Consider the following 13,504-nt stretch of genomic DNA (forward strand, 5'->3'; position numbering starts at 1 on the left):
AAGCATGACAAATTGCTTCGTAGATTTCACAGGTATGGTGTTCGTGAACGTTTTGATCCGTTTCCATCGAGTGCGCAAGCGAGAGCGTACTCAACCCCAAAGGGATTAAGAGCATCGCAAGAAGCAACAATTTCTTTAGTTTAAGATGATGGAAGTAATGCACGACAAGAACAGTGAAATAAACGTAACGTTATACTATTACATTTTGATGCAAATCAAAGTACTTTGTTTGTGATTACTGTTCATTTGTACAATTATTGTTCAATCCACTACTTTCTTTAACGATAGTTAGTGTTCGAAATTAGGCCCTACGCTCGCCCACTTCGATAAGCGATTTGTAAAAAGGAAGGCAACCCACCAAAACCGCTGTTTGGTGGGTTAGAAAATAGAACCTGTTTATTACTTCACGGCAGATAAAAAGCTACGCAGTTCTTCGGTTTGTGGATCATCGAAAACTACTTCACTTGGGCCACTTTCCCACACTTTCCCTTGGTTCATGAACACGACTCTATCGCCAACTTCACGGGCAAAGTTCATCTCGTGAGTAACCAGAATGAGCGTCATCCCCTCTTTCTTTAGCTGCTCCAGTACTTTTAATACTTCACCGACTAACTCTGGGTCGAGCGCAGAAGTGATTTCATCACATAACAGCACCTTTGGATTCATAGCTAGAGAACGCGCGATGGCAACACGCTGTTGCTGACCACCAGATAGGTTCGCTGGATAAGCATCAAATTTATCGGCTAAGCCAACCTTTTCGAGTAACTCTCTCGCTTGAGCTTCACAGGCTTTAGCGTCCTTTTTCAATACCAGCTTTGGCGCCAACATCACGTTCTCACCCACGGTCATATGAGGGAAAAGATTGAAACTTTGGAATACCATACCAACACTTCGGCTCAGCAGGCGCAGTTTATAGTCATCATCTTCTACGGCCTGACGGTCTACGATGATCGCGCCATCCTGATAGGTTTCCAGGCCATTCATACAACGCAGTAACGTACTCTTTCCAGATCCACTGCGGCCAATAATAGAGACAACTTCACCTGCCTCAACTTTCATGTCCACACCTTTGAGAACATGGTTTTCACCATAGTACTTATGTACTTGATCAACACTAACGAGAGACATAGGTTTTTTTCTCCAAATGACGAGCCAATAATGACAGAGGGAAACAGATAACAAAGTAAAGTACAGCGACCATGGCAAACACTTTAAATGGTTGGAATGTCGCGTTATTCAGCATGGTTCCGGCTTTAGTTAACTCGACAAAACCGATGATCGAAGCAAGCGCGGTGCCTTTAACAATTTGAACCGAGAAGCCAATCGTCGGTGCAATGGCAATTCGATAAGCCTGAGGAATAATGACATTGCGCATAGTCTGCATGTAATTGAGACCCAGAGTACGACACGCTTCCCACTGACCTTTAGGTAACGCCTCAATACAACCGCGCCAAATGTCGTGAAAATAGGCGCTGCTGTATAGCGTTAACGCCAACGCAGCGGCGGACCATGCACTGACTTCTATCCCCAGCAGAGATAAACCGAAAAACGCCATAAAGAGCTGCATCAGAAGTGGCGTTCCCTGAAAAAGCTCCACATACAGTTGAATGCCTTTCCCAAGATGAATGTTCTTCATACTTCTGAGTAAGGTAAGGCCAAGCCCCACCAGACCACCACCTATAAAGGCAATAATTGATAGCAGTACGGTCCAACGCGCTGCAAGTAGTAAGTTGCGCAGAATGTCCCAGTCTGTAAATTGCATCATAATCGTCTTCTCCTACAGCGCTGGGTTTTTGAATACGCGAGCTTTGATCAATGCAAACAATTGACGCATTAAGATCGCAAGGACAAGGTAAATCAGTGCAGTAACAGCATAAGATTCAAAACTTAAAAAGGTTCTGGACTGCACAAAGTTCGCCGCAAAGGTCAGTTCCTCGACTGAAATCTGAGATACGACGGCAGAGCCGAGCATGACGATAATGCACTGACTAACCAACGCTGGATAAACCTTCTGATAAGCTGGCGGCAATACGATTCGAGTAAAAATTTGGCGTCTGGTTAAGCCCAACGTTTTACCCGCCTCCCACTGGCCTTTAGGTGTTGCATCGATACCCGCTCGGATGATCTCCGCACTGTAGGCACCAAGGTTAAACACCATCGCGATGAAACCCGCCTCCCACGCGCTTAGCTTGACACCTAACGCTGGTAAACCGAAGAAGATGAAAAATAACTGAACAATAAACGGGGTATTACGTGTTAACTCGATATAAGTCGCACATAACCAACGTAACCATGCTTGCTTACTTGTGCGTCCTGCTGCGCACAACGTTCCCACAGCCAACCCAGCAACGGTTGAAATAACGGTTAACTCGACGGTTGTCCTTAGACCTGCCACAAACTGTGGCAGGTAGGGAGCCAAGCCAGTAAATTCTAACTGGTAACTCATTGCACTTATTCCTTACGCGCCAAGATCTTTAGGGAAAGGCGCTTTCAACCATTTTTGCGATAGCTCTTCTAATACTCCGTCTGCTTTCGCTTTTGAAATGAGCTTGTTCACTTCTTCGACAAGTTCAGTTTCACCTTTCATCACACCCACATAACACGGAGAGTTCTTCAGCATGAACTTCGCTTCAGGTGCTTTAGCCGGGTAACGAGTAGCGATTTCTGTGACGACAAGGTTACCCGTTGCAATGAGATCAATCTGACCAGATAGGAAAGAAGACAATGTCGCGTTGTTATCTTCAAAACGCTTAATCGTTGTCGTCTCTGGCGCAATTTTGCTTAGTTCAATATCTTCAACTGAGCCACGCGTTACACCAATGGTTTTATCAGCAAGGTCTGCTGCTCCGGCGACGTTCTCATCTGAAGTGCCGAACACGCCGAGGAAAAACGGAGCGTATGCTTCGCTGAAGTCGATCGCTTTTTCACGCTCTGGGTTTTTACCCATACTGGAAATGACCAAGTCAACTTTTTGAGTTTGTAGATAAGGAATGCGGTTTGCACTGGTAACAGGTACGAGTTCCACTTTTACGTTTAGTTCTTTGGCCAGATATTTGGCCATGTCAATGTCATACCCTTGTGGCTTTAAATCCGTTCCGACAGAACCAAAAGGAGGAAAGTCTTGTGGAACCGCAACTTTGAGTACCGCTTTTTCTTTAATGGCTTCCAACTGGTTTGCAGACGCAGCAGAAACGTTGGTCACTAATGCCGCAGCAACAGCGACTAAAGACACTAACTTAGATAATTTCATGGCTATTTCCCTATACATATAAGATACGATTGAAACACTTAGCTAGTACACTGCAACGATCGTACCCATTTAAAACAAATTTATATTTAACTGATTTTTAAGGAAATTATTTTTATTAAGCATTTAAAATTGGATAAATTGATAATATTGACCAAATAGTGGGGATCATTTTTGGTGCAATAACCACCATTATGTAGCAAAGCTATTCAAGGTTTAGACGCATACTGGATCGCATCACTTTGTTAGTGATCTTTCTTTTAATTGAGTAATGGAAAGAAACAAAGGTGAATAAAAATAGCTGTGACTAAATGCAGCCACAGCTATTTATTAAGGAGGAAAGATTGAGTTGGGATCACACGGCTATTGGGCCAATTATTCTAGTTCGCTCAACTGATGATAATTAGCACTGATCGTTTGACTGAGGTTTGAAGCCTCTTCTTTTAGCAATATAAAAGTTTCATTTACAAAGTAGTGAATAAGACTCATCGGAACCGCGTAACTGTCTAGTGGCAGTTCATTATTCATATAACAAACGAAGACCTCGTTTACCGTCGACGCATACTTCTGTCCCGATTGATCGGTGATCAATAAACAATCATAGGGTTTAAGAAATTCAACAATTCGTTCAAAGTTCGCAACGCGACGACGAATACCAAACAAAATGACAAAGTCGTCTTCGTTTATCGACGCTAAATCTTCACCAATGGTTTGTCCCGGAAGAGGCAACAGCTCGACGCCCTGACGACATTGGGCTAATTGTTGGCGAAAATGCATGGCTAACGGATAGCTATTACGATAGCCAATAATTTTTATCCGCTTCGCAGTCGCTAGCTTTCTGATAATGTGCGCAGTGTTTCCTTCCGCTAACTGCATCCATAACTTTTCTAGCGAAATTGCATCCTGGCAAAAGCCTGTATCCTGCAGCTCACCAGTGATTACCGGGTTGCCTTTATCCCGCTCAGACATCATCTCATTTCTCAATGCGACATGATCGTTATAGCCAAGTTTGCGAATAAAACGGCTGACACTTGTCTTGGATACCAGGCATTCCTCAGCAATTTCACTGGTAGATAACATCAGTATTTTTTCTGGATTCACCTGAAGGAAGTCCGCGATGCGTCTATTGCCATCACTGAGTGAAGAGTAATGCTCCGTAATACGGGCACTTAATGAGTTGTTATTCGTCATTAGCTATTTCCGGTCACTCCGTTAACGACCTAGTCGTTAATGTATATTTCTGACTTTCGTGTTCCAAATGAACCATCCTTTTCCAAGCTATGTTCATGCCAGAGAGAAGCAATTGGAACACCACAGCTAAATTACTGCAACGATTGTACCACCTCAACAAAAACGGTAACTCATTGATTTTTAGTACCCTACCTTTCAGACAGTTGTATTTTTTACCTAACGACGAACTTGTGCAAAAGAATCGTTCGCGTTTACGTGCACGAATCACCAAAATGGGGCGAACGATAACTCTAAACAGCGAGACTGGTTTATCTGCAAACCGCAAGGTTATCGAATCGCTCTACAATGGTTATCTTCATGACGTTACAAAACTAAGCCGCCATCAACCTTCAACACCTGCCCCGTAATAAAGCTAGACTTGTCACTGGCCAAAAATTCAACACCATCGGTGATATCTTCTGCGGTGCCCATTCTCCCAAGCGGAGTCTTCTGTTTCATGAGTTCGAGGACTTTTGTAGGTAAGTCGGCTGTCATCGGGGTCTCAATAAAACCAGGAGCAACACAGTTAGCGCGAACTTGGGCACCTTTACGAGCAAACTCTTTAGCCCAGCCTTTCGTCATCGCTATCACGCCACCTTTGGTTGCTGCGTAGTTAGACTGTCCAATATTACCGTCGGTCCCCACTACCGAAGACATGGTGACAATAGAGCCATAATTGTTTGCCATCATAATTGGTGCAACTGCTTGAGTGAGATTAAAAACACCTTTGAGATTAACGTCGATCACGAAGTCCCAGTCTTGTTCCGTCATTTTTTCCAATAGTGCGTCTCGGGTAACTCCAGCGTTATTCACCAAAACATCGATACGACCATAGGTTTCTCTGATGCTTTCAACCAAATATTGAATCGCCTCTCTATCACAAATATTGATGACGACTGGTTTAACATTTTCGTGGTCACTAAACGCACTTTGCAAAGTTTGAGCGTTAACATCTAAGGCGTAAACACACTGTGCTCCATTGTTAGCAAATCGTTCCACAATCGCTCGGCCAATACCTTGCGCCGCGCCAGTGACTAAGCAGACTTTGTTTTCAAACATATCCTAATCCTTTGGTAGAAATTAAATAGTTATCCAGCATTTATAGAGTAAGTTCGAATGATGGCTGGAAGATGGCATTTGGCATTACTTTCAGTGACGGACTGATGACAGGTGTGAACTCCATCTGCTGAAGGATGTCTTTTTCTAAGTCCACCCCAGGGGCGATTTCAATCAGCGCTAATCCAGACGGAGAGAGTTCGAACACGGCACGCTCGGTAATGTACATCACAGGTTTATTGTTGCTTAACGCTTGGGCTGCGCTGAAAGTGATTTGCTCAACCTGCTTGATGAACTTCTTCTGCTTCCCTTCTTGGACGATATTAACAGCCTGATTGTCCACTTCCACTGCTAGGCCTTGCGCGGTAAAAGTGCCACAAAAGTAAACCTGTTTGGCGTTCTGAGTAATGTTAATAAAGCCGCCACAGCCAGCGATTTTACTGCCAAAGCGCGATACGTTTATATTTCCTGTAACGTCACTTTGCGCTAAGCCAAGAAAGGCTTGGTCAACACCGCCACCATCATAAAAATCAAACATCTGGTCTTGGCCGATAATCGCCTGAGGCAGACGAGACGCCCCAAAATCGAGACCGCTTTGCGGTATCCCACCTACCGCTCCAGGTTCTACGGTTAAGGTAAATTGATCGAGTATTCCGGCTTGCTTAGCGACCTCTGCGATGTATTCCGGCGCACCAATCCCCAGATTAAGAATGGAGTTGGGTTTTAGCTCCATAGCCGCACGACGGGCAATGATGGTTTTTGCGTCCAGCTTTGATTGGGTCGAAGGTGATGAGCTCGTTGTGAGGTCGTCATCTGAATTTTCAATACCAACAAACTCCGGGTTCATCATGGTTGCAAAAGTTTGCATGTGCTCCGTCGGATCTTCACACACAACAACCGCATCGACGAAGATTCCCGGAATCTTAACCGCATGCGGATCAAGCTTTCCGGCGGGCACTATTTGTTTGACCTGTACAATAACCTTACCACCGTTGTTACGTGCCGCTTGTGCCGCCGCCAGACTTTCGACGATCAAGCATTCATCTTCCATGGTAATGTTGCCATTCTCATCTGCAGTCGTTCCGCGAAGAATAGACACCGTTACAGGTAGCTTGTGATAAAAAAGATGCTCCTCACCGCCGAGCTCAATCAGTTCTACCCAATCATCGGACGTCGCCTGATTGATTTTTCCGCCCTCTAAACGCGGATCCACAAAGGTACCTAAGCCAACTTTACTCACGGTGCCCAACTTACCTGCCGCCGTATCTCGAAGTAAATGGGAAATGATACCCTGCGGCAAGTTGTATCCTTGTATGAGGTTATCTACCGCTAACTGCTGAAGTTTAGGAACCAGCCCCCAGTGGCCGCCAATGGCGCATTTCACTAACCCTTGTTCCGCTAAGTGGTTGATTGCCCGGCCTTGACCGTCACCTTGACCCGCAGCAAATAACAGCGTTAAATCTCGCGGTGACTGAGTGTCTCTAAAACGTTCGCCTATTGCTCTTTCAATCGCTTCCGGTACTACGCTACCGATAAAACCACCCAGTAAGACCGCATCGCCATCTTCAATCCACTCTGCCGCTTGTTCTGCTGTCAATTTCGTAACCACATTAACCTTCCTTAGTTACTGTACTTTATTGGTTTTCAGCTTAGTGCGATGTTACCCAGATGTTAATTGCAGAATTAGAGATTGAGAATTTCATATTAGGAATGATCGCATAGCTCTCCTACTCGTCTATAGAGGTATTCTTTGAAACCACTGCAACGCTCTGGCATTGGTGAGCGTGGACGATAAAACATATTGATATCGAAACTGGCACATTGGTGATCTTGCAGGATATGAACAAGCTCCCCTCGCTCTATTGAGTCAGAGACCAACGAGTGCGGAAGATAGGCAATCCCGGCGTGTTCCAAGGCAAGATCCAGCAGCATTTCACTGTTGTCACACTCCAAAGTGTCACAAATAGTCACGATTTCGACATTCGCCTGAAACTCGAAGCACCAACGATTCCCACCCACCAACGTTCTCGCATACAAACAACGATGTTGGCTGAGGTCTTGCGGTTTTTCAGGCATCCCATGCTGCTCCAGATAGTATTTGGAAGCACACAGATACAAAGGCTCTCGTAACAAGCGGCGCTTAACGAGTAACGAGTCTTGCTCTGGCTCACCTTGATAACTCGCACTGGCACGAAAGGCAAAATCAACATTGAGAGGATCAAATTCCCCCGCTTCAATAAATATTTTGAAATTCACCTTCGGGTGCAGCGTCATATACTCTGCAACAATTTTAGTTAAATATTGCCGGGCGAATAAGGGCGTAGAAGAAAGCTTAATTTCACCCTGTTGTTCCTCTGCCAGATTTTGTACCTCTTCACATAAACTGGCGATATCTGGCAGTAAAGGGGCGAATTTATCATACAGAAGCTGACCTGCTTGTGTGGTCACCAACTGGCGAGTGCTTCGCTTTATCAGCTCAACCGACAGCGACTCTTCGAGCTCTTTCACCCAGCGGCTTCCTGCGGCAGGCGAGATCCCTTGCTGCAACGCGGCTTCTCGAAACGAGCCCAACCGGACAACCGCGCAGAAAAAAACAATTTTATCTAGGATCGGCTGACGGCTCGACAGTAAATTTGCAACCATCAGCTCACCAATCCTTTCTGCAGAGCGAGCTTAACCAAAGCTGCTGTCGAAGTGGCTCCGAGTTTCTTTTTGATCCGAAGCCGGTGCGTTTCTACCGTACGAACACTGATATGGAGCGAATCCGCAATTTCCTTGTTACAGGCACCATTGGTAATCGCTTTGAGCACATCCGATTCACGTTTTGACAGCGTGTTATCACTCGGCTCAGGTTTTTGATTGATCTGTTCAAGAAGACGATCCGACGCTTGAGAACATAGGTAAGAGCGCCCTTCCGCAACTTGATTAATTGCCATGACTAACTCTTCTGAGCCAACGTCCTTTAATACGTAGCCCTTAGCGCCAGCTTTGATGGATCGCATAACGTAGTCGCGACTATCATGCATAGAAAGCATGATGACTGCCGTTTTGCTGGCGCTTTTTGTCAGCTTCTCTAACACTTCAATCCCATTAAGCTTTGGCATATTAATATCAAGAAGCAGCACGTCTGGTTTTAAGGTCAATGTACTGTTCAAAGCATCCTTGCCATTTCCGACGCAATCGAGGATCTCCAAGTTATCTTCTCGTTCTAACCGTGATTTGAGCCCGTCTTGCATTAACCTATGATCATCGGCCAATACCAACTTAATCATATAAACTCCATGTTTAAACTGACACGAATTTCCGTGCCTTGTCCTGGTTCGCTATTGACCTCAAACATGCCGCCAATAGCTTGAATCCGTTCTTTCATGTTTTGCAGCCCCATATGCTCTAGCGTCGATTGCTTGTTCTTATACGCTTTGAGATGGTTCGCAGGGATTCCGACACCATCATCGCTGACGGTCAGAATCAACATCCTTCCTTCACGCTGCATGATGATATCGACACCTTGCGCATTGGCGTGTTTTTCTACGTTGTGCAACGCTTCCTGTACGACACGATAAAGTGTGGTTTCGACTTGAGGAAGAAACTCTTCACCTTCGATATCGTGTTCAAATATCACCTCTAATTGAGTACGCTCACGTAATTCGTTCAGATATGCCTCTATACCTGCTACTAAGCCTAAGTCATCCAGCTGTGGCGGTCGTAAATCTTTTGAGATGCGCCGAACCTCGACAATCGCCTGTTCCATGGCATTTTTACTCGCATCTAACTCAAGCTGTTTCTTCGCATCATCCTGCTCTTTAGTCACGTTATCTAAGCGGTATTTGGCAGCCACCAGCAGTTGATTTACGCCATCGTGTAATTCGCGCGAGACTCGATGACGCTCATTTTCCTGCGAATCAATAATCTGTTGGTTTAAGACGCTGAGCTGCTCGTTGGCTAAACGACGCATGTTTAGGTTCAGTGACGCCCCCAACCCTGCAATAACGGTGATGGCAACAAACATCAGTACAAAAAGCGCACTGCTGGTTTTTCCGATATTCTGATCGAAGCCATTTTCCATCTGCGCGACTTGTTTCTCGATATCGTCTATATAGACACCCGTTCCGACCATCCATTGCCACTTATCAAGAGAAATAGCATAGCTCAACTTGGGGAGTGGTTCTTTTGTCGATGGTTTGTGCCAGAGGTAATTCACAAATCCGCCCCCAGCTCGCCCTGCGTGAATAAGCTCCTGAAGCAGCTTTTTGCCCGTAAGATCTTCCACTCCCCACCAATTTCGACCAACCCTTTCAGGTTGATATGGTAGGACTAAAGCGTCACCTTGCCAGCTGTAGACAAAAAAGTATCCGTCTTCCCCATATGTGAGTTGGCTCAATTTTTCAGCCACTAGTTGCTTAGCAACTTGGGGAGATAATGACTCATCTTCGTAGTATGGCTTGATACTTTTCACTGCCATTTCTACGTACTGCTTCAGCTCTTGCTTTTTGACCGACAATACATTGAGTCGTGTTAATGCGACTTGGTCATCAACTAACTGTTTTGCCTGACTAAATAAGATACTTGCAACGATGACCACCACCACAATCAATGGAACGATTGAAAGTAAAATGATGTTTATTGTAAGCCTGCGGTTGCTAACCAATCCCATTTTCCGAATCCGTTCTTATACGTAGTTTTACTGAATCTTCGTGTCAAAAATTGCACTTAATACCGACTCAATTTGCGCAATTTTGCTAATGGAGAGCATCCAATCTCCTTCCTAAACTAAAGCTCAATGTAACATTGCATTAACATCAATTAATACGCTCTGTTCACATTTAGCAATATTAACAAGGAATACCCAAACAAGGAGATCTCCATGAATCTTAAGAAAGTTGCCATTGCTACTGCGTTAACGCTCACCGCTTCTGGTCTTTCTGTTAGTGCTCAGGCTGCTGATAAGAAGGTACTGCTAAAAACCCCTATTGCTTTTGGTAGCCACCTTCCAGCTCTAGGTACCCCTATCCAATGGTTTGCAGACAGAATTGAGCAAACCTCCGGTGGCACCATCAAAATGAAAATCTACGAGCCGGGTAAGTTGGTTAACCCACCGGAGATTCTCGATGCCGTATCCACGGGTAAAGTGAACGCTGGCTACGCCATTTCTGGTTACTGGCAAGGTAAACTGCCAGCTTCAGCAATTTTCTCGTCTATCCCTTTCGGCCCTGAAGCCCCTGAGTTTATGGCGTGGCTTTTCTTTGGTAACGGCTTGAAGCTTTACCAAGAGATGTACGACCAAGGCGGCTTCAATGTCAAAGTAATGCCATGTGCGATGAACTCTCCTGAAACATCAGGCTGGTTCCGAAAACCTATTGAAAAACCAGAGGATCTAAAAGGTCTCAATATGCGCTTCTACGGACTAGGGGCGTCTGTGATGGAAAAACTTGGTGTGGGTACAGTTCAGATCCCAGGCGGCGAGATCTTTGGTGCACTTGAGAAAGGTGCGATTGACGCCTCTGAGTTTTCACAACCTGCCGTTGATGACCGCTTAGGCTTCCACAAAGTAGCCAAGTACAACTACTTCCCAGGCTGGCACCAACAATCAACGGTATTTGAACTGTTGATCAACAAAGACACATGGAATGGCATGAGTGCAACTCAACAATCTGCAGTCGAAACCACTTGTATGGCGGCAATGACTTACTCGATCGCAGAAGGTGAAGCGATGCAATACGCAGCCATGGAAAAAGCGAAACAAAATGGTGTCGAGATTCGCTACTGGAACCAAGATATGTTGAATCTATTCAAGAATACTTGGATGGAAGTAGTGGAAGAGAAGAAAGCAGAAGACCCATTCTTCGACAAAGTTTGGACCGACCTAAGCAACTTCCGCAAGGGTTATGCGTTGTGGTCTGCGAACGGATTCCTGCCTCGTGAAACACAAAACCAATAAACGTCGTTGTTAATAAAAGGCCAGCGTCTCTCGCTGGCCTTTAGGAGTAGCCAATGAGCAAAGTGCTATATTCTTCCCCAACCGTCCCACTCTATTTTCAAATCGAGAGGCTGGTTATTTCCGCGAGTAAAGCGTTGGCCTGGACAAACCTCGCGTTAATAGCGGTGATCATCATTCAGGTCGTAATGCGCAAAGTCTTTTCCAACGGGCAAATTGCGCTTGAAGAACTGCAATGGCACCTCTATGCCACAGCAGTCATGTTCGGAACCGCTTATGCACAGGTGACCAACTTACACGTTCGAGTCGACCTGTTTTATCACAAGTTCTCCGCTCGCAAAAAAGCCCTAGTCGACATACTCGGCATTCTGTTTCTCGCCGCACCATTTGTTGTTATCGTCATTCTCCATTCCTACGACTTCGCTTACGAAGCTTGGCGCGTCAACGAGAGTTCAGCCGCACCTTCCGGCTTACCTTATCGCTGGATGATAAAAGCCGTGATCCCTTTAAGCTTTAGCTTGCTGTTGCTCTCAATGGTGGCGAAATTATTACGCGATCTGGATACGTTAATCAAAGGAGACGACCATGGAAGCGAATGAATGGATTGTTATCGCCATGTTTGGCTCGTTCATCCTGTTGTTATTCACTGGTATTCCCGTAGCGTATGTGCTCGGTGGGATCGGCATCGTCTTCGCGGCAATCGGTTATTTTGCCGATCTCTATCTTGATACGTTTACCGGGCTCGATTACACCACCCTTGGTCTCGTTGTTAACCGTATTTATAAGGTGATGGATAACTGGATATTAGTTGCCCTACCGATGTTTATTTTTATGGGCAACATGCTAGATAAGTCCGGCATTGCAGAAAAACTGATGACCTCGATGCAGGCGCTATTCGGCAAAGTACACGGTGGTTTAGCCATTACGGTGATGGCGATTGGTATCATACTCGCCGCCTCTACAGGCATCATTGGTGCATCGGTTGTGCTGTTAACGGTAATGTCTCTGCCGAGTATGATGCGTCAGGGCTATCATCTTCCTCTGGCACTTGGAACGGTCGCCTCAGCAGGTACATTAGGCATACTGCTTCCACCTTCCATCATGTTGGTGATTATGGCCGACCAACTTGGGTTGTCAGTTGGCGATCTGTTTATGGGCGCGATTATGCCGGGTCTGTTACTGGGCAGTTTATACATTTTGTATATCCTTACCGTTGGTAAAATGACCCCGAGCAAAGCACCAATTCCAGAAAATGTAGAGCCTGTTGACTGGAAGCTTATCTTACAAGTGTTCAAAGATATCACACCGACCGTTATCCTGATTTTCTGTGTGTTAGGTTCGATTTTTGCGGGTATAGCGACACCAACAGAAGCTTCTGGCATAGGCGCTTTAGGGGCAACGTTACTTGCGGCTTATAATAAAAAGCTCAACTTAAAAGTTTTGAAGGAAGTGATGCTTTCTTCATACGGAACGACTGCCTACATATTCATGATCTTCTTGGGTGCCTCCTGCTTTGCTTTGGTGCTAAGGGAGTTAGGCGGTGACGAACTGATCGAGTCGTTCCTGAGTGGCTTACCTTTCGGTCAATACGGCATTATCGCGTTTATTCTGTTAATCGTATTTTTGCTTGGATTCTTCCTAGACTGGATAGAAATCACCCTTATCGCACTGCCGCTGCTAGCACCTGTGGTAGCAAGTTTAGGCATTGAGCTTGATGGTCATGGCGTGGTGGATAACCCAAGTCTGGTATGGTTTGTTATGCTCGTCGCAATGGCGCTGCAAACCAGTTTCCTTACCCCACCGGTTGGCTTCGCTCTGTTCTATTTAAAAGGCGTTTGCCCTGAAGGTGTTTCCCTGAAGGATATCTATCGCGGTGTGATTCCGTTTATCGCTATACAGCTAATCGCGTTAATCTGTCTGGTTATATGGCCACAATTGGTGTTGTGGTTCCCTAGTGTTGCTTATGGTTAACCGACCTCGCTGACAAGCAAATAAGAAATCGCGTAAAAATAAAGCCGCTAAAACGTAATATTTTA

At 45.4% G+C, this 13,504-nt stretch carries 13 protein-coding genes; 3 read left to right on the plus strand and 10 right to left on the minus strand.

The genetic code is table 11. From position 1 onward, the window contains the following. Positions 1-399: 399 nt before the first annotated feature. The 10 genes from VER99_RS14775 to VER99_RS14820 form a co-directional block, all read right to left on the minus strand. The gene (locus tag VER99_RS14775; protein ID WP_014234126.1) at positions 400-1,128 is read right to left on the minus strand and encodes an amino acid ABC transporter ATP-binding protein; all 729 of its coding nucleotides are present in this window, start codon (positions 1,126-1,128) and stop codon (positions 400-402) included. After that, a complete protein-coding gene (locus VER99_RS14780) occupies positions 1,115-1,765 on the minus strand; it encodes an amino acid ABC transporter permease (RefSeq protein ID WP_014234125.1) in 651 nt (216 codons plus the stop codon). The genes VER99_RS14775 and VER99_RS14780 overlap by 14 nt, the downstream gene beginning before the upstream one ends. Positions 1,766-1,777: 12 nt before the next feature. After that, positions 1,778-2,446 (minus strand): amino acid ABC transporter permease, encoded by a 669-nt coding sequence (locus VER99_RS14785; protein WP_014234124.1) that lies wholly within the window; start codon positions 2,444-2,446, stop codon positions 1,778-1,780. Positions 2,447-2,458: 12 nt separating this feature from the next. Further along, positions 2,459-3,250: a transporter substrate-binding domain-containing protein gene (locus VER99_RS14790; protein ID WP_014234123.1), complete on the minus strand. Its 792-nt coding sequence runs from the start codon at positions 3,248-3,250 to the stop codon at positions 2,459-2,461. A 372-nt stretch (positions 3,251-3,622) separates the two neighbouring features. Beyond that, positions 3,623-4,438 (minus strand): MurR/RpiR family transcriptional regulator, encoded by an 816-nt coding sequence (locus VER99_RS14795; protein WP_020334790.1) that lies wholly within the window; start codon positions 4,436-4,438, stop codon positions 3,623-3,625. 363 nt (positions 4,439-4,801) lie between these two features. Next, on the minus strand, positions 4,802-5,536 hold the full coding sequence (locus VER99_RS14800) for a beta-ketoacyl-ACP reductase (protein ID WP_020334789.1): 735 nt from the start codon (positions 5,534-5,536) through the stop codon (positions 4,802-4,804). A gap of 40 nt (positions 5,537-5,576) precedes the next feature. After that, positions 5,577-7,142 carry an acyl CoA:acetate/3-ketoacid CoA transferase gene (locus VER99_RS14805; RefSeq protein WP_020334788.1) on the minus strand — a complete coding sequence of 522 codons (1,566 nt, stop codon included), beginning with the start codon at positions 7,140-7,142 and terminating at the stop codon, positions 5,577-5,579. Between the two features lie 95 nt (positions 7,143-7,237). Then, on the minus strand, positions 7,238-8,176 hold the full coding sequence (locus VER99_RS14810; protein ID WP_020334787.1) for a LysR family transcriptional regulator: 939 nt from the start codon (positions 8,174-8,176) through the stop codon (positions 7,238-7,240). After that, the gene (locus tag VER99_RS14815) at positions 8,176-8,805 is read right to left on the minus strand and encodes a response regulator (protein WP_014234118.1); all 630 of its coding nucleotides are present in this window, start codon (positions 8,803-8,805) and stop codon (positions 8,176-8,178) included. Before VER99_RS14815 ends, VER99_RS14810 begins: the two co-directional genes overlap by 1 nt. Further along, positions 8,802-10,187 (minus strand): cache domain-containing protein, encoded by a 1,386-nt coding sequence (locus VER99_RS14820; RefSeq protein WP_020334786.1) that lies wholly within the window; start codon positions 10,185-10,187, stop codon positions 8,802-8,804. The genes VER99_RS14815 and VER99_RS14820 overlap by 4 nt, the downstream gene beginning before the upstream one ends. A 210-nt stretch (positions 10,188-10,397) precedes the next feature. On the opposite strand from VER99_RS14820, the gene VER99_RS14825 reads away from it, so the two are divergent. Genes VER99_RS14825 through VER99_RS14835 form a run of 3 tightly spaced genes read left to right on the plus strand, consistent with a single transcriptional unit; the run spans position 10,398 to position 13,439 of the window. After that, complete coding sequence (locus VER99_RS14825; protein ID WP_014234116.1) at positions 10,398-11,471, plus strand: TRAP transporter substrate-binding protein; 1,074 nt, start codon at positions 10,398-10,400, stop codon at positions 11,469-11,471. Positions 11,472-11,524: 53 nt separating this feature from the next. Next, the gene (locus VER99_RS14830; protein ID WP_014234115.1) at positions 11,525-12,067 is read left to right on the plus strand and encodes a TRAP transporter small permease subunit; all 543 of its coding nucleotides are present in this window, start codon (positions 11,525-11,527) and stop codon (positions 12,065-12,067) included. Further along, positions 12,054-13,439, plus strand: coding sequence for a TRAP transporter large permease (locus tag VER99_RS14835; protein ID WP_020334785.1), 1,386 nt, complete (start codon positions 12,054-12,056; stop codon positions 13,437-13,439). Before VER99_RS14830 ends, VER99_RS14835 begins: the two co-directional genes overlap by 14 nt. The last annotated feature ends 65 nt before the right edge of the window (positions 13,440-13,504 follow it).

The organism is Vibrio natriegens NBRC 15636 = ATCC 14048 = DSM 759, assembly GCF_035621455.1.
Taxonomy (GTDB): Bacteria; Pseudomonadota; Gammaproteobacteria; order Enterobacterales; family Vibrionaceae; genus Vibrio; species Vibrio natriegens.